Source organism: Streptomyces sp. NPDC048718, from assembly GCF_043198875.1.
In the GTDB taxonomy this organism is placed as follows: domain Bacteria; phylum Actinomycetota; class Actinomycetes; order Streptomycetales; family Streptomycetaceae; genus Streptomyces.
The window spans coordinates 160981-183418 of record NZ_JBICVG010000015.1 but is presented as its reverse complement, the minus strand read 5'-3'; the positions used below and the strand labels follow the sequence as shown (position 1 = coordinate 183418).

Annotated in this window: 19 protein-coding genes; 10 read left to right on the top strand and 9 right to left on the bottom strand. The window is 72.5% G+C overall.

The window, feature by feature from the left end; all coding sequences use genetic code 11:
* The first annotated feature begins 170 nt into the window (after positions 1-170).
* The 4 genes from ACGFRB_RS26335 to ACGFRB_RS26320 all read left to right on the top strand — a co-directional run bounded on the left by ACGFRB_RS26335 (position 171) and on the right by ACGFRB_RS26320 (position 5947).
* Positions 171-524, top strand: a complete 354-nt coding sequence (locus tag ACGFRB_RS26335; RefSeq protein ID WP_363007306.1) for a beta/gamma crystallin domain-containing protein — start codon at positions 171-173, stop codon at positions 522-524.
* Positions 525-855: 331 nt separating this feature from the next.
* Positions 856-1818 carry an ABC transporter ATP-binding protein gene (locus ACGFRB_RS26330; protein ID WP_393246518.1) on the top strand — a complete coding sequence of 321 codons (963 nt, stop codon included), beginning with the start codon at positions 856-858 and terminating at the stop codon, positions 1816-1818.
* Entirely contained in the window at positions 1815-3185 is a 1371-nt protein-coding gene (locus ACGFRB_RS26325; protein WP_393246516.1) for an ABC transporter permease, read from the top strand. The genes ACGFRB_RS26330 and ACGFRB_RS26325 overlap by 4 nt, the downstream gene beginning before the upstream one ends.
* Positions 3186-3187: 2 nt before the next feature.
* Positions 3188-5947: an alkaline phosphatase family protein gene (locus ACGFRB_RS26320; protein WP_393246514.1), complete on the top strand. Its 2760-nt coding sequence runs from the start codon at positions 3188-3190 to the stop codon at positions 5945-5947.
* Between the two features lie 168 nt (positions 5948-6115).
* Here the strand turns inward: ACGFRB_RS26320 and ACGFRB_RS26315 are convergent, their stop codons facing one another.
* Positions 6116-7945 (bottom strand): protein kinase, encoded by a 1830-nt coding sequence (locus ACGFRB_RS26315; protein ID WP_393246575.1) that lies wholly within the window; start codon positions 7943-7945, stop codon positions 6116-6118.
* A gap of 514 nt (positions 7946-8459) precedes the next feature.
* Between ACGFRB_RS26315 and ACGFRB_RS26310 the strand changes: the two genes are divergently transcribed.
* Both ACGFRB_RS26310 and ACGFRB_RS26305 read left to right on the top strand, forming a co-directional pair.
* A complete protein-coding gene (locus ACGFRB_RS26310; protein ID WP_393246512.1) occupies positions 8460-9929 on the top strand; it encodes an acyl-CoA dehydrogenase family protein in 1470 nt (489 codons plus the stop codon).
* A 61-nt stretch (positions 9930-9990) separates the two neighbouring features.
* The gene (locus ACGFRB_RS26305; protein WP_393246510.1) at positions 9991-10473 is read left to right on the top strand and encodes a hypothetical protein; all 483 of its coding nucleotides are present in this window, start codon (positions 9991-9993) and stop codon (positions 10471-10473) included.
* Between the two features lie 636 nt (positions 10474-11109).
* On the opposite strand, the gene ACGFRB_RS26300 is transcribed toward ACGFRB_RS26305, so the two are convergent.
* Complete coding sequence (locus ACGFRB_RS26300; protein WP_393246508.1) at positions 11110-12075, bottom strand: pirin family protein; 966 nt, start codon at positions 12073-12075, stop codon at positions 11110-11112.
* Between the two features lie 142 nt (positions 12076-12217).
* Here ACGFRB_RS26300 and ACGFRB_RS26295 point away from each other — a divergent pair, with 142 nt between their 5' ends.
* A complete protein-coding gene (locus ACGFRB_RS26295) occupies positions 12218-12565 on the top strand; it encodes a tetratricopeptide repeat protein (protein WP_361223049.1) in 348 nt (115 codons plus the stop codon).
* Between the two features lie 237 nt (positions 12566-12802).
* Here ACGFRB_RS26295 and ACGFRB_RS26290 read toward each other — a convergent pair whose 3' ends face one another.
* Together ACGFRB_RS26290 and ACGFRB_RS26285 are read right to left on the bottom strand one after the other, a co-directional pair.
* Positions 12803-13768: a hypothetical protein gene (locus ACGFRB_RS26290; protein ID WP_393246506.1), complete on the bottom strand. Its 966-nt coding sequence runs from the start codon at positions 13766-13768 to the stop codon at positions 12803-12805.
* A gap of 56 nt (positions 13769-13824) precedes the next feature.
* Positions 13825-15288, bottom strand: a complete 1464-nt coding sequence (locus tag ACGFRB_RS26285; protein WP_393246504.1) for a dihydrolipoyl dehydrogenase family protein — start codon at positions 15286-15288, stop codon at positions 13825-13827.
* Positions 15289-15492: 204 nt separating this feature from the next.
* On the opposite strand from ACGFRB_RS26285, the gene trxA reads away from it, so the two are divergent.
* Entirely contained in the window at positions 15493-15873 is a 381-nt protein-coding gene (trxA, locus tag ACGFRB_RS26280; RefSeq protein WP_361223041.1) for a thioredoxin, read from the top strand.
* Between the two features lie 432 nt (positions 15874-16305).
* Here the strand turns inward: trxA and ACGFRB_RS26275 are convergent, their stop codons facing one another.
* The gene (locus ACGFRB_RS26275) at positions 16306-17490 is read right to left on the bottom strand and encodes a thiolase family protein (protein WP_393246502.1); all 1185 of its coding nucleotides are present in this window, start codon (positions 17488-17490) and stop codon (positions 16306-16308) included.
* Positions 17491-17669: 179 nt separating this feature from the next.
* On the bottom strand, positions 17670-17990 hold the full coding sequence (locus tag ACGFRB_RS26270; protein ID WP_363010299.1) for a hypothetical protein: 321 nt from the start codon (positions 17988-17990) through the stop codon (positions 17670-17672).
* A 210-nt stretch (positions 17991-18200) separates the two neighbouring features.
* Here ACGFRB_RS26270 and ACGFRB_RS26265 point away from each other — a divergent pair, with 210 nt between their 5' ends.
* A complete protein-coding gene (locus ACGFRB_RS26265) occupies positions 18201-18419 on the top strand; it encodes a hypothetical protein (protein WP_363010297.1) in 219 nt (72 codons plus the stop codon).
* A gap of 83 nt (positions 18420-18502) precedes the next feature.
* Positions 18503-19918, top strand: coding sequence for a flotillin family protein (locus tag ACGFRB_RS26260; RefSeq protein WP_393246500.1), 1416 nt, complete (start codon positions 18503-18505; stop codon positions 19916-19918).
* Positions 19919-20081: 163 nt separating this feature from the next.
* On the opposite strand, the gene ACGFRB_RS26255 is transcribed toward ACGFRB_RS26260, so the two are convergent.
* The 3 genes from ACGFRB_RS26255 to ACGFRB_RS26245 all read right to left on the bottom strand — a co-directional run bounded on the left by ACGFRB_RS26255 (position 20082) and on the right by ACGFRB_RS26245 (position 22396).
* Positions 20082-20732 carry a glycerophosphodiester phosphodiesterase gene (locus ACGFRB_RS26255; RefSeq protein WP_393246573.1) on the bottom strand — a complete coding sequence of 217 codons (651 nt, stop codon included), beginning with the start codon at positions 20730-20732 and terminating at the stop codon, positions 20082-20084.
* A gap of 341 nt (positions 20733-21073) precedes the next feature.
* Positions 21074-21277, bottom strand: a complete 204-nt coding sequence (locus ACGFRB_RS26250) for a hypothetical protein (protein ID WP_393246499.1) — start codon at positions 21275-21277, stop codon at positions 21074-21076.
* Positions 21278-21550: 273 nt separating this feature from the next.
* Entirely contained in the window at positions 21551-22396 is an 846-nt protein-coding gene (locus ACGFRB_RS26245) for a TIGR02452 family protein (RefSeq protein WP_393246497.1), read from the bottom strand.
* Positions 22397-22438: the final 42 nt, after the last annotated feature.

Genomic DNA, 22438 nt, shown 5'->3' with positions numbered 1-22438 from the left:
AATAAAGATGATTGCCGTGCACACCGTTCCCACAGGATCGTCTTCCTGCAAGCCCGAGACGAAACGACGCGAGGGTCGCTCCACGAGGTCATCGACACGCTTTTCCCTGATCGCCCCCAAGGCGTTGCGAAAGCGGCCTCCCGGTTCGGCACCCGAATGAAGGAGAACTCGTGATCTCGAAAATGAAGAGGTTCGCCCGCTCCATGGCCATGGCTTTCGCCGCGGCCGCGACGATCACCCTGACCATGCCCGCCGGCAACGCCTACGCGATCGACCACGTGGAGTGCCGGGGCGGCGAGAGCTTCCTGAAGATCTGGTCGCACAGCGGTGGCCGGAACAGCGTGGACTGCTACGCGAACCGCGGCAGGACCGACTTCGGCGGGTGGTGGGTCGACAAGATCTCCACCGGCAACAACGACCTCATCTACTACGACGCCAACGGCGATTCGGTGAAGATCGAGCGGTGGCACGAGATCTCCTTCCCGAACCGTCCCCCGAAGGTGAAGGCCATCGAAATCCTGTGACCGGCCGAAACTCCTCCGCCAGGAAAGGGAGTTCCCTCGTCTGATCCCTTTTCGAGAACAGCCGCCTTCATGAAAGACATCTCCTCCGAATTCTCCCGCGGGTGAATCCCGCTCCGCCGCATCCCTGATGCCGGCCACGCACTCCGGGCGTGGCCGGTTTCAGTCGTGTTCCGCCACGGAGCCGCCGACATGATGTGTGCGCGAGGCGCCGCCCTCCGGCGCGGCGGCGCGAAGAGCGGTCGCCTTCTGTTCCGTGCACGTTCAACTCGCGGTCCCTGGGCGGGCGATGTGCCACTCCTAAGGTCCTCGGAGGTTTCGACGGAAGGGCCTCATGAACACTCTCCTCGCGATCCGCGCGCGTGGGATCACCAAGTGTTTCGGTGACGTCGTCGCTCTCGACGGCATCGACCTGGAGGTGACGCGAGGCCGGATCCACGGACTCGTCGGACCCAACGGCGCGGGCAAGACGACCCTGCTGGGACTTCTGCTGGGGCTCGCGGTCCCCGACGACGGGCGGCTGGAGATCCTGGGGACGCCGGTCGAGCGGGCGCTCGCCACACCCGACGGTGTCGCCGGGTTCGTGGACGGCCCCGGTCTCTACCCGTCCCTTACCGCCCGGCAGAATCTCGCGGCGCTGGCCGCGCTGCGCGGCCACGACACCCGGGCCACGGGGATCGACGAGGTGCTCGACGAGGTCGGGCTCCGCGAGGTCGCCGACGAACGGACCCGCGGCTTCTCCCTCGGCATGCGCCAACGGCTCGGGCTGGCCGCCGCGTTGCTCACGCAGCCACGGCTGCTCGTCCTCGACGAACCGTCCAACGGTCTCGACCCGGCGGGCAAGCAGCATGTCCACGGCGTCCTGACCCGGCTCGCGGCGCGGGGCACGAGCATCGTCCTGTCGAGCCACCGGATGGACGACCTGGAGGCGTTGTGCTCCGAGGTCACCCTCCTCGCCACCGGCCGGGTCGTCTTCTCCGGCCCGCTGGACAAGCTCGCCGCCGACCACCGTGAACTCGACTACCGGCTGCGGACATCCGATCCGCGGGCCGCGCGGGCCCTGGCCGCGGACACGGCCGGGATCCGGATCGCCGAGGGCGCCCGGCCCCTGCCCGAGGGCTCCGGCACCCTCGTCGTCCGCGCACAGGTGCCCGCCCTCGACGAACTGGTGGAACGGCTCGTCCACGCGGGCATCGCGCTGCGCGAACTCGCCCCGCTGGTCTCGCCCCTCGAAGCCGCCTTCCTCGCCCTCACCGAACCGCGACAGCGACAGCGACAGCAGGAGGCCGGCCGATGACCGCGTCCGCGACCACCGTCCTCGATCCCCCTCGTACGGCGGCTGCCCGCCGCGTCCCGCTCTCCCGTGCCTGCCGGTTCGAGCTGGTCAAGGTCGTCTCCCCGTGGCGGACCCGGCTGCTCCTGCTCACCTGCTGGATCGCGCCGGGGCTCTTCGTCGCGGCGGTGAACCAGCAGAGCACACTGCCCTCGGACACCCTCTTCGGCCGCTGGATGCACGCGACGGGGTGGGCCGGGCCGCTGGTGGTGCTCGGGTTCGCGGGCATCTGGGCGCTCCCGCTGCTGACCTCGGTGGTCGCCGGTGACATCTTCGCCTCCGAGGACCGGCTCGGCACCTGGCGGCATCTGCTCGTCGCGGTCCGGTCGCCCCGGCGCATCTTCGCGGCGAAGGCACTGGCGAGTCTCGCCGTGATCCTGCTGCTGGTGGCCGGGCTCGCCTGTTCCAGCACGGTCGGCGGCCTTCTGACGGCCGGTCACCGGCCGCTGGTCGGGCTCGACGGCCATGCGCTGACCGCCGGGGACGCGGCCGGCCGGGTCGCGCTGGCCTGGCTCTGCGCCCTCGCCCCCACGCTGGCCCTCGCCGCGATCGGCCTCCTCGGGTCGGTCGCCCTCGGACGGTCCCCGATGGGACTGCTGCTGCCCGCGCTCGTCGCCCTCGTGACGCAGCTCGCGCAGCTGCTGCCGCTGCCCGTCGCCGCGCGGCTCGCGCTGCCCGGATACGCGTTCCTCGCCTGGAACGGACTGTTCACCGGCCCCGCGCAGACCGGGCCGCTGCTGATCGGCGTCGCGGTCGCTCTGGCCTGGGCCGTGCTGGCGACCGTCCTCGCGTATCTGCTCTTCCTCCGGCGCGACTTCACCAGCCTGGCCGACGACGGCTCGGGCCGCCGCGCCGCCATCGCCGGGGCCCTGCCGCTCGTCGCCCTGCTCGCGGTGACGATCGTGGCCGTCCGGGTGGCGACGGGGGCCACGGGCTCCGGGATCGACCAGGACAAGGTGCGGCGTTCCGTCGCCACCGCGTTCGCCCACCTCTACCGGCTGCAGACCGATCAGCTCAACCGGCCCGATGTCACCGAGGCGCAGCTGAAGACGGCGGCGACCTGTGACAAGGGCGCCGGGCGGGTCGACGCCGAGGGGCCGGGCAACGACTGGCGCTGCGTCGTCACCTGGCGTCTTCCCGGCGTCGAGGCCGTGGGCTCCGCCGTCTACCAGCTCGACGTCACCTCGGACGGACGCTTCGTCGCCGACGGCGACGGGCCGAAGGAAGTGAACGGCTACTTCGTGGTGCGGACCCCCGCCGGGGACGCGCCGAATCCACTCTGGCAGTTCGACGGCACCGTGGAACTGCTTCCCTCAACCCCGAAGGGATGACCATGCAGGTGACACGCCGAAGGCGTGGCGAGAAGAATCGTTCCGGGTTTCCCGGCGGCCGTCTCGTCCGCAGAGCACCGCTGATCACGGCGGGGGTCACCGCGGCCGCCGTCGCCGCCGCGGGCGTGGCCGTCGCCCGGACCGACCGGTTCGGCACCGACCAGGTCGGCCAGAGCACCACGCGGGGCCAGGTGATCTCCAGCGACCAGTACATCGCCCCGTACGGCGAGCGCCTGGTCGTGAACAACGGCAAGATCATGTCGTCGTCCGTCAGCCCGGACGGCACCCACCTCGCGGCGTCCGTCGCCGACGGCGGCGCGGCCCTCGCCCTCGTGGACCTGGCGAACTGGAAGGTGCAGCAGGTCGTCGGCAGCGCCGCGTCGTCCACACCGCGCATCACCAGCAACGAGGTCGGCCAGGAGGGTCCCACGTACTCCCCCGACGGTACGCGGCTGTGGCTGGGCCAGACCGACGGCTACACCCGGTTCAGCGTGAAACCGGACGGCAGCGTCACCGACCCGTTCACCGTCAAGATCCCGGCGGACGGGCCCCGGCACGCGCTCGTCGGCGAGGCCGTGTTCTCGGCCGACGGCGCCACCGTGTACTCCGCGGTCAACGGTCAGAACCGGGTCGTCGCGATCGACGCGGCGACGGGTGCGATCCAGCGCAGCTGGGCCGTCGGCAACGCGCCCCGCGACATGATCGTGGCCGACGGCAAGCTGTACGTGAGCAACGAGGGCGGTCGTCCGGCGAAGCCCGGCGACACCACGATCAACTCGTACAACACCCAGGTTCCGGCCGACCCGGTGACCGCGGCCACCACGACCGGCACGGTCAGCGTCATCGACCTGGCGAAGCCGGACGCCGCCGTCGGGACGATCGACGTCGGTCTGCACCCGACCGCCCTGTACGCCAAGAACGGGGCGCTGTTCGTCACGAACACCGCCACCAACGACGTGTCGGTCGTCGACATCCGCAAGAACAAGGTCGTCCAGACCATCGCCACCCAGCCGTGGCCGGAGGCGTCGGTCGGCTACGAACCCGACGCGGTGACCCTCACCGACGACGGCCGGCTCCTGGTGACGCTCGGCCGCGCCAACGCGATCGCCGTCTACCGTTACACCTCCCCGCAGGAGCCGGTCGGTTACGTCGGCCTCCTCCCGACGGACTACTTCCCCGCGGAGATCGCCGAGGTCGGGGGGCAGATCGTGGTCTCCAACACCCGGGGCATCGACGCCCGCCGCCCGGGCAACCCGAAGGGGCACGGCACTCACGACACCACGTCGAGCCTGCAGCGGTTCACGCTGCCCGGCGACCGTGTGATCAAGTCCGAGACGAAGAAGGTCTTCCAGCAGAACGGCTGGACCAAGGGCGCGGTCAAGCAGACCCAGGGCAAGGGCGGCGGCAAGGCGAAGGCCGTCCCCGTCCCGGCCCGGATCGGCGACCCGTCGACGATCAAGCACGTCTTCCTGATCGTCAAGGAGAACCGGACCTACGACCAGGTCTTCGGCGACATTCCACAGGGCAACGGCGATCCGGCGCTCGCGGAGTTCGGCGAGAACGTCACCCCCAACCAACACGCTCTCGCCCGGCAGTTCGGCCTCTACGACAACACGTACGACATCGGCACCAACTCCGCCGAGGGCCACAACTGGCTGATGCAGGCCGACAATCCGGAGTACACCGAGTCGTCCGCCGGTGAGTACAAGCGCAGTTACGACACCGAGGACGACGCACTCGGCCACCAGCGCACCGGGTTCCTGTGGACCGGCGCGCAGGCGGCGGGCAAGTCCGTGCGGAACTTCGGCGAGTTCCACAGCTTCCTGACCAAGCCCGCGAACGCGAGCTGGCAGAACTTGTACTGCGATGCCAAGAACATGGCGGCGACCGGGCAGGACACCGCGTACCCGCTGAACTCGTCCTCGCCGATCCCGTCGCTCAACGACGTGTCGGTGCACGGCTTTCCGATGTTCGACACCTCCGTCCCGGACGTCTACCGGCACCAGATCTGGAAGCGCGACTTCGAGAAGAACGGTCCGGCGAACCTGAACATGTTCTGGCTCTCCAGCGACCACACCGGCGGCCCCGCGAACGGGCCGGCGCAGGTCGCGGACAACGACCTCGCCACCGGCCGGATCGTCGACCGGATCACGCACAGCCCGTACTGGAAGGACTCGGCGATCTTCGTCCTGGAGGACGACTCCCAGGCCGGCCTCGACCACGTCGACGGCCACCGCGCCCCGGTCCAGATCATCAGCCCCTGGGCCCGGCACGGTGTCGTCGACAGCCGCTACTACTCCCAGATCACGGTGATCCGCACCATCGAGCAGATCCTCGGGATCCACCCGATGAACCAGAAGGACAGCGCGGCCACCCCGATGCGCACCGCGTTCACCCAGAAGCCGGACTTCACCCCGTTCACGGCGCTGCCGAACCGGACCCCGCTCACCGACGGTCTGAAGACCATGCCGTCGTGCGGCGTGGACGTCCCGGCACCGCAGAACCCGAACGCCGCGGCCGTGCCGTCGGCGAAGGTGCCGGCGGACATGAGGAGCGTCGCGGCGACGTGGGACACCTGGAAGTCGCGACAGCGGCTGACCGGTCCCGGTGCCAAGGCCGACTTCGCGAACCCCGCGCAGATGAACCACTTCACCTGGTACGAGGCGCACGGGTGGCGCGAGCCGTACCCCGGTGAGAAGCGGATCCTCGCGCCGAAGGACGTTCCGGGTTCCTTCATCCCGGCGCCGGAGTCCGACGGCTGACGGCTGACGGCTGACGGCTGACGGCTGATCCGGCCCTGGCCCCGGCGCCCCGAGTGGAGCCCCTTCGCCGCGTGCGGCGAGGGGGCTTCCGTGTGCGGCGTGCGCCGGAGGGCTCGCGGGGCGGGCCCCGCCCCGCGAGCCCTCCGGATCGCCGCCTTCCCCGCCGGACTAATCCGGGCAGCGCTCCAGCGTGCCGCTGTCCACGGCGGACTTGTCGCCGAACACCCAGCCGGCCGTGCCGGTTTCCGCGACGCGGGCGTACATCCACTTGTTGGCGTGGGCGTTCATGACGTAGCAGTCGTAGGAGAGCTTGGTGCCGACCTTGACCGCGGTCACCCAGGAGCACTCCGCGTAAGGCCCGGTGTACAGATGGGTGTTGAGGGTCACATGACCGGTGCCGTTGCTGCTGTTCGCGTGGGCCCAGCCGGTGCATCCGGTCGACACCGGGGTGGGCTCCTTCACGGGCTCCTTCGCCGCGGAGGAGGGCTTCGCCTCCGCGGAGGCGGACGGGCGTCCGGCCGGCTTGGCGTCTTCGGCGCCGGGTGCCGGCGTGGGACTCGCCCCGGGACTCTCCGCCTTCTTCGAGGGGGTGGCGGACGGCGTCTCGCCGGGGTTCATGGACGTCAGGTCCCCCGGGGAGGCCGGCTCGTCGTCGGCACCGTCGGCCCGGCCGCCCGCATCGGACATGTCGCCGTCGGCGGGGGTGCTCGCTCCCGGCGGAAGCGCCGCACCGGCCCCGCCGCCTTCGCCGTTCCGCATGTTCATCACGGCGTACGTGACTCCACCGCAGGTCAGGACGGTGGCGGCGGCCACGGCGGCGACCGTGCGGCCACGACGGCGGATGTGCGCGGTCGCGGCACGGGTCTCGGAGCGACTGTGGGATCCGCCGACGGATCCGGCGGATCCGGGTCCCACGGGCCCCATCGGTCCTACGGGTCCCATGCCCGGCTGTCCGCCGCCCGGCGGCACGGGGGCCGCGTACGCACCGGCCGGCAGCGGGGGCACGACGGACTGCGGCGAAGGCGGGGCGGGCGGCGGGACGGCGGGACCGAAGCCCGGCGTACCGAACGCGGGCGGAGTGGCGGCGGGCGGACCGAAGGCCGGCGGAGCGACCGCCTCGGGCGCGACCTGCTGAGGAGCGGCCTGGGGAGCGGCCTGGGGAGGGGGGACCTGCTGGGGCGTGACCGGCCGGGGCGGTGTGAGGGTCGTCGTCCCGCCCCTGGCGACCGTCTCCAGCATCTCGCGCGCCTGCCCGGCGTCGGGCCGCTGCGCCGGGTCCTTGGCCATCAGCGCCCACAGCACCGGGGTGAGCGGCCCGGCGTTGCGGGGCTCCGGCAGCGGGTCACTGATGATCGCCGCCAGCGTGGACCACATCGACGTACGGCGGAACGGCGCGGCGCCTTCCACCGCCGCGTACAGCGTCATGCCGAGCGCCCAGATGTCCGACGCGGCACTGGGCGGCTGCCCCTGCGCCCGCTCGGGCGACAGATAGTCGAGGGAGCCGAAGATCTGGCCGCTCTGGGTCAGTTTGGCCAGGGCCTCGTCGCCGGTGTTCTCCATGCTGGCGATGCCGAAGTCGGTGAGGACGACCCGGCCTCCGCGTTCGAGCAGGACGTTGCCGGGCTTGACGTCCCGGTGGAGGACCCCGGCCCGGTGCGCCGCGTCGAGCGCGTCCATCAACTTGGCGCCGATCGCCGCCGCTTCGCGCGGATCCAGCGAGCCGCGCTCGGTGAGCACATCGTCGAGGGAAGGCCCGTCGACCAGTTCCATGACGATGACCGGCTGCCCCTGCTCCTCGACCACGTCGTGCACGGTGACCACACCGCCGTGCCGGATGCGGGCGGCCGCCTGCGCTTCGCGCCGCATCCGCAGCCGCAACTCGGCGAGTTCGGCCGGGGCGGCGTCGGTGTAGGTGCGCAGCACCTTCACCGCGACTTCGCGGTTCAGCAACTGGTCCACCGCGCGGGCGACCACGCCCATGCCACCGCGGCCGATCATCGCGGTCACGCGGTACCGACCGCCCAGAACCTCGCCGACCATATCCGCGCCGTTCACCCCCGCCACGTGTCACATCCCCTTCATCGCGCAGTCCGACATCCGCCACTTGGCGAGAACCAGACTAGGGGGTTCACACGTAGCGAGTGCGCACGGTCCGACTCGCCTCGATGGCCCCGTATTTCCTCGTCACCCAGACCGGGACGCACCACCCAGACCGGATGTACTGCCTGCTCAGCGGGCCCGGCGGGCGGTTGACCCGACAGCGGAGCCCCGCACTCGGGGATCGGCTTCGCGAACCGGTCCGTCACCAGCGCATCGCGGTGAAGTCGACCGGCCGGGGGCGCGGTTCGCGGGTTCGCTCCGCCAGTCGCCGCCGACGCCCTGATCACCGCGGGCCGGGTCGTAGGATCATCGGACCGACCTCCGCACCGCTGGGCGGTTGCGGCGAAGCGTCAGAAGTGTTTCCGCGCAGGCGAGTCGGCCTTCCTGCGGCCTTCCATGAACGGGTGAAGACATGACTGGATCCGCGGGCACCGACTCGTCCCTCGCCCCCTTGGCGAACCTCGCCGCTCTGCCCTCCGAAGAGTTCCTCGCGGGTATCGAGGAGGCCGCCGCGCACTTCGACGCGGCGTCCTACCCCCAGCGGCAGATGCCCGCCGAGGACTGGGCCGTGCTGACCGGGGCGGGCGTGCTGCTGCCGGTGCTACCCGCCGCGTACGGGGGCCGGAACAGCCATGCCGAGATGTGCCGGGTCGTCGAGATCCTGGCCGAGCGGAACCTGGCCGTCGCCGTCTACACGGCGATCGTCACCGGGCTGGCGCTGCGCCCCGTCGTGGTGTGGGCCGGGGAGGAGACCAGGCGCGAGGTGCTCCCGCTGTTCGCCGGGCCGCTGGCGCCCACGGCGGGTTTCGCCTCCACCGAGCCCGCCGCCGGCTCCGCCATGTCGGGTCTGACCACCACCTTCGAGGAGGTCGAGGGCGGCTACCGGATCCGCGGCCGCAAGCACTGGCAGGCGCTGAGCGCCACCGCGTCCTGGTGGCTGGTCGTCGCCAGGCGGGACGGCGAGGGCGGTCGCGAGTACGGGTGGTTCGTCGTCGAGCGCGGCGACGGGTTCCGCACGTCGCAGCGGTACGACGCCGTGGGTCTGAAGGTCATCGACTACGGGGTCAACGACATCGACGCGTTCGTGCCCGCGCACCGGCGCATCGACATCGGGGCGGGAAGCCTGAGCTCGATGGTGGACGTCTATCTGTCGGGGCGGGCCCTGATCGGGGCGCTGGCGGGCGGTTTCCTGCGCCGCGTCGCCCGCGAGGCACACACGTACGCCGATACTCGTCGCGTGGGGCGCGGGCCGCTGTCGTCGATCGGATTCGTCCGCTACCGGCTCGACGCCATCGACGGAGCCCACACGGTCTGCGCGGCGCTCGGCCACCATGTCCGGACCCGGCTGGACCTCACCTCCGACCTCACCCCCGCGTTCCCCGCCGTCCAGGCCGTCAAGATCGCGGCCACCGAGCTGATGGTCGGCGCCGCGAACCACTACCAGCAGCTCACCGGCGGCGAGGGCTACCGGTCCGGTTCGCCGACCAACATCGCCGCCCAGGCCTTCCTGGACTCCCGGGTCTTCACCATCTTCGACGGCACCAACGATCTGCTCAGCCAGCAGCTCGCCCAGTACTGCCTGGACCGCTCGGACGGCGTCGGCCTCGGCACCTTCCTGGCCGCCTGGGAGCCGACCGCGCCCGCCGTCTCGGTGTACGGCCTCGACCTGCGGTTCCTCGACGGCGCACTCGCCCAGGAGCACCTGGTCCTGGCCGGCCGGGTGATCGCCTACGCCTTCGCCGCCGCCCGGGTCCTCGAATGGGCCGCCGAGACCGGCACCGACACCGACACCGCCCGCAGGGCGGTCGCGTTCCTGGAGGCCGACATCGAGCGCGTACGCGTGGAGTTCGGTCTCCTCGCCCGCCTCGGGGCCGACACTTGATCCCGGCCCTCACCCGCACCGCCACGGCACACCACTCACGGCTCATGAAACGGAGGAAGAGGTGACCGGAACCCGAGGCTGGATCCACCTCGTGGACTGGCACGGTGAGCTCCCCTACGGGGCGACCGCACTGGGCCTCACCCCGGCGCGGCTGGCCGAAGCCGAGGAGAAGGCCGCAGCCGCCCTGGCCGGCCTGGTCCTTCCCGCCTCCTGGCTGGACGTGGACCCGGCGGAGCGACGGCGGCTCGTCGCCGCGTGCCGGATCATCCCGACGGAGGGACTCTGGCACGTCACGGACGACCGTCCGGACACCGACGAGGACCGCGCCCGGCAGGACTGCCTGCGCGTCCTGGCCGACGATTGGCCGTACGCCCGTCTCATGACGGCGGAGGAAACCGACCGCCTACCGGGGCTGACCGCCCTGGCCCGGCTGAGCGCCGTGGTCTGCCGGCTGCCGGTGGACGGCGAGTGGCTCGACGCCGAGGAGGATCTGCTCGACATCTACGACACCTTCTCGGTGGGCGGCATGCCCGAGCTTTCCTGAGCCTCCGTCGGCGCTGTGGGCCCTCGGGGGACGGTCGCCGATGTGCGTCTGCCGTCGCCCGGCGCCGGCGGGACGGCCGACGGGCGACACACCACGTGAACACCGGCCCGGCACCGGGTCGACGGCGACCGCGAATTCGATCACCGGCGGTCACCAAGTGACGGGCCTCGACCGGGGCTGCGTCCCGAATTTCCCGGGCCGCCGCGGCCGCGTGTGCGCGGAGCTCGACCGCCAGGCCGCGGGTGAGGCGGCTGACGAGGTCGGTGGTCTCGGTGAGCTCGCGCAGTCCGGCCACCGCCTCGTGCTCGCCGAGGCCGACCAGCGGACGGGAGGCAGTGGCCGGCCTGTCTCCGCTCAGCCGCGAGCCGATACGCGTCCTCTCACCGAGACGCTCCGTGGCTTCATGCGCCGGCCAATGGCCGAATCCCCGGCTGACGACCCGTCGACAAAGTCAGCAAAAGGTCAGCATCGATCCGATCGAACCTTGTCACATACTCCCGAACACAGGGCCCGACAGACCCCGCTGCCAAGCCCAGGCCACCTCCGATCCGCCGGCACGCGACAGGCAGCGGATCAGAGTTCCAGACATAACGGCGGCCAGCCGGGGCACCGCCCCCCGCCACACGTTTTTGGAGGTCAGCGCACTCGACCACGCGGCTTGAGAGGGGTGGCGGGCAGCTCCGGAGCGGACAGGCGGGCGCCGTCGTAGCCGTGTACCTCGCCAAACCGTGAACCCTGCTCCCAGTCGTCGCGTGCCTGTGCGATCTCATCACCGGAACGGCCGACGAAGTTCCACCACATGACGATCTCCTCCTCGAAGGGCTCGCCTCCCAGGAGCATCAGGCCCGCGTCGGAGCCGGCGCGCAGGGGGAGTTCGGTGCGGCCGCAACCGAGGTAGAGCATGGAGCCGGGCTGTACGGGCACGTCGTCGACGTGGGCCTCGCCGGACATGGCGAGGACCGCGTACTCGAAGTCGGGGTCGAGCGGCAGACGGGTCTCGGTTCCGGCGGCGAGGGCGAGGTCGGCTCCGGTGAGAGGCGTGTAGGTGGTGCCCGGGGAGACGGCGCCGGCGAGTTCGCCGAGGATGACCGTGGCGGTCAGGCCGGGGGCGGTGACCCGCGGGAGGTCGGCGTGGTGCTCGAAGCGCGGTTCGACGTGGCGGTGGGTGTCGGGGAGGGCGACCCAGAGCTGGGCGCCGTGCAGGAAGCGGGCGTGCGGCCGGGGGCTCTCCTCCGAGTGGGAGATCGCCCGGCCGGAGGTCATCAGGCCCAGTTCGCGCGGCCGGATGGTCTGCAGGCTGCCGGTGGAGTCTCGGTGCAGCACCTCGCCCTCGTGCAGCCAGCTGACGGTCTGCAGCCCCATGTGCGGGTGCGGCGGGACCTGCATACCGGGTTCGTCGGCGATGTCGTCGGGGCCGTAGTGATCGACGAAGGCCCAGGCGCCGACCATGCGGCGGCCGAGGTTGGGGAGCAGTCGGCGGACCTCGGTGGATTCGCCGAGCTGGACGTGGCGGGGGCTGAGGAGTTCCCGTACCGGTTCGGCGACCACGAAGCCCCGGCCGCCGCAGACCTGGAGGGCGGCCTGGCGATCAAGATTGCTCATAGGCTCAACCTATTCCCGGCCGGGTCGGGGGGCGGGGTGGACCGCACCGGAACTTTGATGGAATGTTCAACCACCTCGGGGTGTTGTCATGCCCGACGGCGGGAGGACCGCCGGAGAACGGAAGAGACGAGGCAAGGGCACCGTGAGCGACGAGACGTACTTCGAGTTCGGCACCGCGGCCGACCGCTGGGACCGCGCGCAGCTGTTCTTCGAGGCGAAGGAGTACCAGACGGCCATCCGCGTCCTGCGGGGCCTGGTCTCCGAGCACCCCGAACTGACGGCCCAGCGCCTCCTGCTCGCCCGCGCCTACTACCACTCCGCCCAGCTCGGCCGCGCCGAGGAGGAACTGCGCGTCATCCTCGACCGCGACCCCGTCGAGCACTACGCCCGTCTGATGCTCGGCCGCACCCTGGAGCGGCAGGGCCGGAGCGACGAGGCGACCCCGCACCTGCGGCTCGCCGCCGCCATGGCCGGTGAGCTGCCGGAATGACGTGATCCGTCACCCTCCGCACGAGTGGGGGTGACCCAGAGCGACCCTTGCCGGGTGCCCACAGGGGTATCCGGCAAGGGTCGTTCCAGGCTGGGTGGGGGGCCGTACGTCCGATACGCCATCGGCGTACGCGCGAGCGGGGGTACGGAGGGCGCGTGGGGCACCGCACCACGGCACCACTCCCGGCTGAGGAAGATCCCCGACCACCTCGCTCCAGTCCCACCCCGCCCTCGGCATTCAGGACGTACGGCTCCCCGACCCGTGTGGCGGCGGTTCCCACGGTTCCGGGTCCACAGGGGTGAACGGCCAGTCGGGCGCGTCGGGGTGGCGGCGCATCTGGTCGGCGTACCAGAGGAGCTGTTGGGCGTGCAGCGCCGGGCGGGAGAGCCGGGCCAGAGGGGGGTGGCGGGCCGCGATCTCCTGGGCGAGCGCCAGGGCCGCCGCCGCGTCCGCCGCGGGGTCGCCGGGGTGGTCGAGCGGAACGCCGTACCAGTCGGCCACGGCCGGCAGCGAACGGCCGCCTGGCCGGTAGCGGTCGGCGTGCCGGTCCAGGACCAGCGGGTCGCAGACCGGGGCCACGCCGGCCGGGAGGCGTTCGGTGAGCGGGGTCAGGCCGTGGCGGAGGAGTTCGGCGTGCAGGGTCGCCAGAACGTACGGAGCGAACCAGACGACAAGGAGTTCCCCGGCGGCGAGCTGGGCGGTCACCAGGCCGGCGAGTTCGTCGAGCACGGCCGGGGACAGTGCGCCTTCCCGGGGCTCCGCCGTCCTCGACCCGCCCTCCCGGGGCTCCCCCGCCCCCGACCCGCCATCCCCGGACCCGCCCTTCCCGGGCTCACCCTCCCCGCTCTCCGTGTCCTCACCGCCCTCCGCGCGCCAGTCGTGGGCCGGCCCCTCGCTCGACCGCAGTGCCGCCGACACGATCCGGTCCACGGCCGGGCGGTGCCCGGTGGCCCCGATGTCCAGGGACAGCAGGGGCCGCCGGTGCCACCCGGGGTGGTCGCCGCGCGGCGGCGGGCCGGGGGCGGGGGCGTGCTCGGGGTGATGGACCTCCCAGCCCGTCGGGCCGTGCCGCAGCAGCCCGGTGCCGGCCGGGACCGGACCGCCGCACTCGGCACAGACGTCGTCGTACGCGTTGGTCCGTTCCCCGGGCCGTTCCCCGCCCCGTCCTACCGCCCGCCCACCCGCCGGCTCCCCCGGGCTCACCACCGGCCGCCCGGGCCCGGCCCCGCTCCCGGACTCACCTCACCGCTCCCCCGGGCTCACGGCCGGCCCGCCCCGTCCCGGTACGCCTCCAGCAGACGCAGCCAGATCTCGCTCAGCGTCGGATAGGACGGGACCGCGTGCCAGAGCCGCGCGATCGGCACCTGGCCGACGACCGCGATGGTGGCCGCGTGGACGAGTTCGCCGGTGCCGGGCCCCACGAAGGTGACGCCGAGGACTGTCTCGTTGTCCACGTCGACGACCATGCGCGCGTGCCCCCGGTAGTCCTGGCCGTACAGCCCGGCGCCGGCCACCGCCGAGAGGTCGAGGTCGACGGCCCGGACCTGGTGCCCGGCCGACTCCGCTTCGGCCAGCGAGAGCCCGACGGCGCCCGCCTCGGGATCCGTGAACACCACCTGGGGCACGGCCGCGTGGTCGGCGGTCGCGCTGTACGGGCTCCACGGGGCGGCGATGGCGGCCCCCGCCCCGGCCCCGGTGTCGTCGCCCTCCGCCGCGCGGGCGGCGATGGCGGCGCCCGCGATCCGCGCCTGGTACTTGCCCTGGTGGGTGAGGAGGGCACGGTGGTTGACGTCCCCCACGGCGTACAGCCAGTCGTGGCCGGTGACGCGCAGACTGTCGTCGACGCCGAGCCAGCCGCCGGGTTCCAGTCCGACCGTCTCCAGACCGATGTCCTCGGTACGGGGCAGCCGGCCGGTCGCGAAGAGGACCTCGTCGCCCATGACCTGCTCGCCGTCGTCCAGGACGACCGTGACCGGTCCGCTGCTGCCGTCCCGTACGACCGCCGCGACCGTGACGCCGGTCCGGACGTCGGCGCCGCGTTCGATGAGGGCGGCGGCCACGTGCTCGCCGACGAAGGGCTCCATCCGGGGCAGCAGGCCGGCGCCCCGGACCAGGACGGTCACCCGGGAGCCCAGCGCCTGCCAGGCGGTCGCCATCTCGGCCGCGACCACGCCGCCGCCGACCACGATCAGCCGGTCGGGCACCTTGCGGGAGCTGGTCGCCTCCCGGCTGGTCCAGGGCCGCGCCCCGTCCAGTCCGGGCAGATCGGGCAGGGCGGCACGGCTGCCGGTGCAGACGGCGACGGCGTGCCGGGCGGTCAGGACGTGGCGGTCGCCCTCGGTGCCCTGGACGACGACACGGCGCGGGCCGTCCAGGCGGCCGTGGCCGCGGAAGAGCTCGGCACCGATGGACTTCACCCACTCCGCCTGGCCCTCGTCCCGCCAGTCGCCGACGACCGCGTCCCGGTGGGTGAGCACCTCGTGGGCGTCGAGTGGGCCGAGGATCCTGCCGCGCAGTCCCGGCACCTGGAGCGCCTCGGAGCGGGCGATGGCGGGGCGGAGCAGCGCCTTGCTGGGCATGCAGGCCCAGTACGAGCACTCGCCGCCGACCAGCTCGCTCTCCACCAGGGCCGTGCTGAGCCCGGCGGCGCGGGCCCGGTCGGCCACGTTCTCGCCGACCGGCCCCGCACCGAGGACCACCAGGTCGTATGTGTGTTCGTTCATCGGTCCGTGCTCTCCCCGATCCTCGCGTTGCCGGCCGCTCCGCGCGCCGTGCCCGCCGCGCGGTCCGCGGCTCCAGTCATGGGGACAGTCTGCTCGGGACCGGGTGGAATAGAGCGGCCCGCTACGCCGTTGAGCGTGACGAGTCCCCCCGAGGGACGGTGGAAAACGGCGTAACCCCGACGCCGCACCAGGAAAGGCAGGAACATGAGCACGGTTGAGCTCACCAAGGACAACTTCGACGAGATCGTCAGCGAGAACGATTTCGTCCTGATCGACTTCTGGGCTTCCTGGTGCGGTCCGTGCCGTCAGTTCGGTCCCGTCTTCGAGGCGGCCTCGGAGCGTCATCAGGATCTGGTCTTCGCCAAGGTGGACACCGAGGCGCAGCAGGAGCTGGCGGCGGCCTTCGAGATCCGCTCGATCCCGACCCTGATGATCGTCCGGGACAAGGTGGCGATCTTCGCGCAGCCCGGCGCGCTGCCGGAGGCGGCGCTCGAGGACGTCATCGGCCAGGCTCGCAAGCTGGACATGGACGAGGTCCGCAAGTCCGTCGCGGAGCAGCAGGCCGGGGCTTCGCAGGAGAAGTGACCCACGCGCGGGACGAGACCTGCGCGGAACGAGAAGGGGGGCCGGGGGGGGGGGCCGCCCGGCCCCGGCGTGGGTGCGTACGTGGGCCCCCGCGGGGGGCGGGTTGTCCGCCCGCCCCCCGCCCCCCCCCGCCCGCCCCCCCGCCCGCCGGGGGGGGGGGGGGGGGGGGGGGCGGGGCCCCCCCCCCCCCCGCCCCCCCCCCCGCCCCCCCGCCCCCCCCCCCCCCCCCCCCCCCCCCCCCCCCCTTCCGCGTCTTCGTTCCGTACGTGGCACCCGGCGGGAGGCGTATGGACCGCCGTCCCGCCGCCGACCCGCGCGAGCCGTCTCCCCGGCGCATGCGGCACTGTCCCGTCGGCGCACGCGGCGCCCGTACGGGTCGGCGTACGAAACACCTTCCGTCTGCGTACGAAACCGCTCTCCGCCGACGCGGGTTCAGCGCTCCAGGACCAGGGCCAGACCCTGGCCGACGCCGATGCAGAGGGCGGCGAGGCCCGTGCCCGAACCGGCCGCCGCGAGCTGGTGGGCGACGGCGCCGGTGATCCGGGCGCCCGAGGCGCCGAGCGGGTGACCGATCGCGATGGCGCCGCCGCGCGGGTTGACGAGGGCCGGGTCCAGGTCCGGCCACTCGGCCAGACAGCCGAGGGCCTGGGCCGCGAAAGCCTCGTTGAGTTCGACCGTCGTCAGGTCCGCGAAACCGCGCCCGGCCTTGTCCAGGACCCGGCGCACCGCCTCCACCGGGCCGAGCCCGAAGAGCTGCGGCTCGACACCCGTGACGGCACTGGCCCGGATCCGGGCCAGCGGCTCGCGCCCGGTCTCGCGCAGTCCGTCCTCGTCGACGAGCAGCAGGGCAGCCGCCCCGTCGTTGAGCGGGGAGGCGTTGCCGGCGGTGACGGTGCCGTCGGGGCGGAAGGAGGGCTTGAGCTTGGCCAGGGCCTCCGGCGAGGTGGTGTCGCGGATGCACTCGTCCCGGAGCAGTTCGACGCCGTCGTACGGGACGACCTCCCCGTCGTACAGTCCCTCGGCCCACGCCGCCGCGGCCTTGCGATGGCTGGCGAGGGCGAAGGCGTCCTGCTCCTCGCGGCCGATGGCGTGCTTGTCGGCGACGAGTTCGGCACCCTCGCCGAGCGGCACGGTCCACTCGGCGGGCATCCGCGGGTTGGTCATGCGCCAGCCGAGGGTCGTGGAGTGCAGCTGCTGGTGCCCGGCCGGGAAGGCCCTCTCCGGCTTCTGCAGCACCCACGGGGCGCGGGACATCGACTCGACGCCGCCCGCGATGGCCACCGAGGCGTCGCCGACGGCGATGGCGCGGGCCGCCTGGATGACCGCCTCCATGCCGGAGCCGCACAGCCGGTTGACGGTGACGCCCGGGACGGAGGTGGGCAGTCCGGCGAGCAGGACGGCCATCCGGGCCACGTCGCGGTTGTCCTCGCCGGCTCCGTTGGCGTCGCCGAAGTACACGTCGTCGACCCGGGCCGGGTCGAGGTCGGGGGTGCGCCGGACGAGGGACCGGACGACATGGGCGGCCAGATCGTCGGGGCGGACCGAGGAGAGCGCACCGCCGAACTTGCCGATCGGGGTGCGGACGGCGTCGACGATGTAGACGTCGCGGATGCTCATCGGTTCTCTCCCAGCTGGCCTTCGTCCGGACGGCCGGGCGGACTCACCGGACCGGCCGGGCGGGGAGAGCGTGTCCCGATCCACGGCCCTGCGTCGCACCGTACGATCTTCGTCCCCGCCGCGCCCGAGTCTCCGCCCGACCGTTCGTTCTGTCAACGCCCGCCCGACCGTTCGTTCCGTCAGTCTCCCGGCCGCCCCGCCCCGCCCGGGTCCGCCTCCCTGACCAGCGCCGTCAGGCCGTAGTCCAGCTCCCGCCCGTCGACGAGCAGCGCCTCCACGGTCCGGGTACGGGGGTCGATGTCGGCGACCACGCCGTGGCCTTCGTAGATCGGATAGCCGGACTCGCCGGTGTGGCCGGTGGCCTCGACGACCGCCGTACGGACGGCGCTGTTCTCCACGGAAGCGCCGCCGCGGTCCTCGACGTGCTCGGGCACCAGCAGGATCTCGTACCGCAGCGGGTGTGCGCCCCTGGGATGCGGGCGCTTGGCGTGAGTGCTCATGGGACCGACGCTAAGCCGGTAGGGCGGCCGCCGCCCGGCTCGACTCGCGGGGCCGGGGCGGCGGGACGGGGGCGTGGCAGGGCCGAGGGGCGCGCGACGGGGTGGGGCGGGGCGGGGCCGAGCGAGGTGGGCCGAAGGGACTCTTGAGGTCTCCCGTGCGGTCCGTACCGTCCGTGCCACCCGGTCCGCCCGCTGCCGTACGGTGGGGGCATGGGCGACGCTTCGATGGTGGGAATGCTCGGCCGGGTCACCGGCACTGTCGGTCCCGGCCTCGTCGGCGAGGTGATCGTCAGGATCCGGGGCGGCGCCGAGCACTTCCTCGCGTATCCGGCTCCGGGAAGCGACCGGATCGAGGTCGGGACGGTCGTCGTGGTCATGGAGCATCTGCCTCCGCGTACGGTCTATGTCACAGCCGCGTACGACAGTTGACCAAGCCATTGAGCGCGCGACGCGGCAGGAGCAGACTCCGTTCCACCGGAACCGCACGGCTCCGGTGAAGGGGGACCTTGCCCATGAGCCTCGGAATTCTGGCGGGCACCATCGGTGGTGCCTTCGTCGTTCTGATCGCTCTGTTCAAACTGATGTGGCGCGTCGCCGAACCCAACGAAGCGCTGATCATCTCCGGTTCGAACCACAAGACGGAGGGCCTCGGCGACGGCATGGGCTTCCGGATCGTCACCGGACGGGGCACGCTCGTGCTGCCCGCCGTCCAGGCGGTGCGGAAACTGTCGCTCGACCTCAACGAGACCCAGCTGTCCGTGGAATGCGTCACGCACCAGGGCATCCCGCTGAAGGTGCGGGGGGTCGTGATCTTCAAGGTGGGCGACGACTACGTGTCGATCGCCAACGCCGCCCGCCGCTTCCTCGACCAGCAGAAGCTGATGTCGGAGCGGGTGCACATCGTCTTCGCCGGTCATCTCCGCGCCATCGTCGGCGGGTTGACGGTCGAGGACATGATCCGGGACCGGGAGAAGCTGACCGGACAGGCCCGTTCGGCCTGTGGTACCGAGATGGAGAAACTGGGCCTGATCGTCGACTCGTTGCAGATCCACGAGATCGAGGACCCGACCGGCTACATCAAGAACCTGGCCGCGCCGCACGCGGCGGCCGTCCAGCGTGACGCCCGGATCGCGCAGGCGGAGGCCAACCGGCGGGCGACCGAGGCCGAACAGCAGGCCGCGGCGCGGATGTCGGAGGCGACCCGGGACAGCGAAATCCTTCAGGCGGGCTACCAGGCCGAACGCGACCGGGCCGGGGCGAAGGCCCGGCAGGCCGGCCCGCTGGCCGACGCGGCGGCGCGCCAGGAGGTCGTGGTCGAGGAGACCCGGATCGCCGAGCTGGAGGCCCACCGCAAGGAGCAGCAACTCCAGGCGGAGGTACGCAAACCGGCCGATGCGAAGGCGTATGAGAAGCGAACGCTGGCGGCCGCCGAGCGCGACGCCCGCATCCTGGGCGCCGAGGCCGAGGCGAAGAAGACCGAGCTGGCGAGTGCGGCGATGGCGACGGCCACCCGGGTGACCGGTGAGGCCGAGGCGGCCGCGGCCCACGCCAAGGGTCTCGCGGTCGCCGAGGCTGCCCGGGCGAAGGGCCTGGCCGAGGCCGAGGCGATCAAGGCCCGGGCGGCGGCCCTCGCCGAGAACCAGGAGGCCGTGGTCGCCCAGCAACTCGCCGAGAAATGGCCGGAGATCGTTCAGGCGGGCGCCTCGGCGTTCGGCAATGTCGATCAGATGGTGCTGCTCAACGGCGCGGACGGGATGGCGGAGATGTTCGCCAAGGCGCTCACGATGGGCGGCACCGGACTCGGTCTCGCCCGGCAGTTGCTCGCGAACATGAGCCCGGCCGCGCGGCCGGACGGCGCGGTCCAGGGGGTCGCGAAGGGTCAAGGGGCGGAGATCAGGGAGGAGATCACGGTCGGCGACGACGCCTGACCGGTGCGGGCGGGGCGCGGGGCGTCTCGCCTTCCGGGGCCCGAGCCGTCGTGCGGCTCGGGCCTCGGCTCGTACCACCCCGGCAGCCTTGAACTCACCTGCCACGGAACTCACTCGCCGCGGACGGCGCTCCACTCGCCGCCGCCCCGTGCTCTCGCCTCGCTCAACCCACCTTGTGTGCGCCGTACTTGATGTCCGGACGGTTGGTCGTCACACCGTCGAGTCCCAGAGCGCGCGCCCGGTGCAGCCCCTTCTGGTCGTCGACCACCCAGCCGATGACGGCCATGTGCGCCGCGTGCGCCTGCTCGACCGTCTCCGGGGCGATCCGGTCCATGTACAGCGCCACCACCGTCGCGCCCACCGCTCGCGCGCGTTTCACCACGTCCTTCTGGTCCTGGGCGACGATGAGCACGGTGCGCACGCCCGGTACGAGTGCGCTGATCTTCGCCAGGGCCTCGTCGTGGAAGGAGCTCACCTCCACCCGCCCGGCCAGATGCCGGGCGTTGAGCACCTTCGCCAGGACCTGAGCGGCGCGGACGTCCTTGATCTCGGCCTGGATCGGCACCTTGACGGCGTCCACGACCTCCTCGAAGACGGGCACCCGTTCGCCGTCGCCCGCGTCGAGCCGCCGCAGCTCCGCGAGGGTCTTCCCGGCGATCGGCCCGGTGCCGTCCGTCGTGCGGTCGACGTCGGGGTCGTGCATGACGACGAGCGCGCCGTCCTTGCTCAGATGGAGGTCCAGCTCGACCTCGTCCAGGCCCGCCTTCTCGGCCGAGACGAAGGAGCGTAGCGTGTTCTCGGGCGCGGTCGCCATGACTCCGCGGTGCCCGATGGTGAAGGGGTTCGGGACCTTCGGGCCCGTCTCCGGTCGCGCCCTCGACTCCGCTCCGGCCCGGTCGGCCGTGGCCCCCACCGCGACCTTGGCCGTAGCCCTGGCAGCGGGAGCCGGAGCGTCCCGTCCGGTACGTGGGTCGGCACCGGGCGCGGACGCGCCACAGCCGGTGAGTCCGGCGGCCAGGGCCGCGGTCAGAACGGTGACCGCCCCCGCGGTCACCGTATGAGGTATACGCATTGCTTCCCCCGACGAACGATGGTGCGAAGCACCGATCATCCCCCGTGCCGCCGCGCGGGCGGCATGCCGGTCCGGCGTTCGTCTCAGTTGTGCCCGAACTTCCGTTCCTTGCGGTGCGCCGGTACGTCCATGACCGGGCGCGGTTCGTCGGCCGGCCTCGCGGCTTCCCGCGCGGTCTCCCGCTCCTGACCTGCGGCGGCTGCCCGGTGCTCGTGCCCACCGGTACGGGCGCCCTTGTTGACCCTGGTCTGCTTCTTGCCCACGATCATGCCTCCCGTGGTCGTCACTTCTCGTTCCAGGCTGGCATGAGGGGAGGAATACCGCATTTCAGACAGAGGAGCGATGCCCGGCCGCCGGCCGGAGGCGGCAGGGGCCTCGGCCGGCTGTCCGATCGCCGCCCGGGATCGGGCCCGGACGGCTCCGTCACCCCATCCGTCACTCCACCGGTCCAGCGGGGGCCTACGGGGTCTCCACTTTCTTCATGACCCCATAAGTCGTATGGACCCCACGAATCGCATGAGCCGCGCGAGCCCCAGGGACCCCGGAACCACCTCGCCCCCTCAGGCACCCTCCCCCGCGCCGCTCCCGTCGAAGACCCGCCGGAAGGCCCCCAGCGTGGCGCGCTCACGGGTGCGGTCGAGGATCCCGAAGACGATCTCGTCGAAGTGCCGCGCGAACCGGCCGGAGCCGGTGAGCAGCCGGTGGAAGGCGTGCGCGACATCGGCCGGGTCGTTGGCGAAGACGCCACAGCCCCAGGCGCCCAGCACGAGCCGGCGGTAGCCGTTCGCGGCGGCGGTCTCCAGGACGCGTTCGGCGCGGGCGGCCAGGGCCGCCGGGACACGGCCGGCCTGTTCGGGCGTGCGGCGCCGGATCACGCCCGCGTTGGGCGCGGGCGAGGTGAGGAAGCCGACGGTGAAGGGCTCCGCGAGGAGCATGCCGCGATCGTCGCGGAAGACGGGGACACCGGGCGAGTGGATGACCCGGTCGCTGTAGAAGGCGTCCCGTTCGGCCCGGTGGTGCGCGTAGTACTCGGGGGCGCGCAGCAGGGTCGCGTACAGGGCCGAGCAGCGGCACAGGGCTTCCTCTTGTGCCTGGGCCCCGCCCAGATATCCGCCGCCGGGGTTGCGGGCGGAGGCGAAGTTGAGGACGGCGGCCGGCGTCGCGGGCTCGGCGGCGACCAGCCGGCGGGCGGCGGCGAGGCTGCTCTCCCCGGTCACCTGGAGGGCGGTCGTACGGTCCGTCGCCGGGGTGACGGCGACCGGTCCGGGGCCGTACAGCCGGGTCCCGGCGAGGGCCTCGGCCAGCTGTCCGGCGAGATCGACCGTCCGGCCGCCGGGCGCCGTGTAGCGGCCCGCCGCCACGATCTCCTCGGTTTCTCGGGCCAGATTGCGAAGTCGTGCGCTCATGCCCCGGAAGCATGATCGATTCGGGCGCGCGGGGGCAAGCGT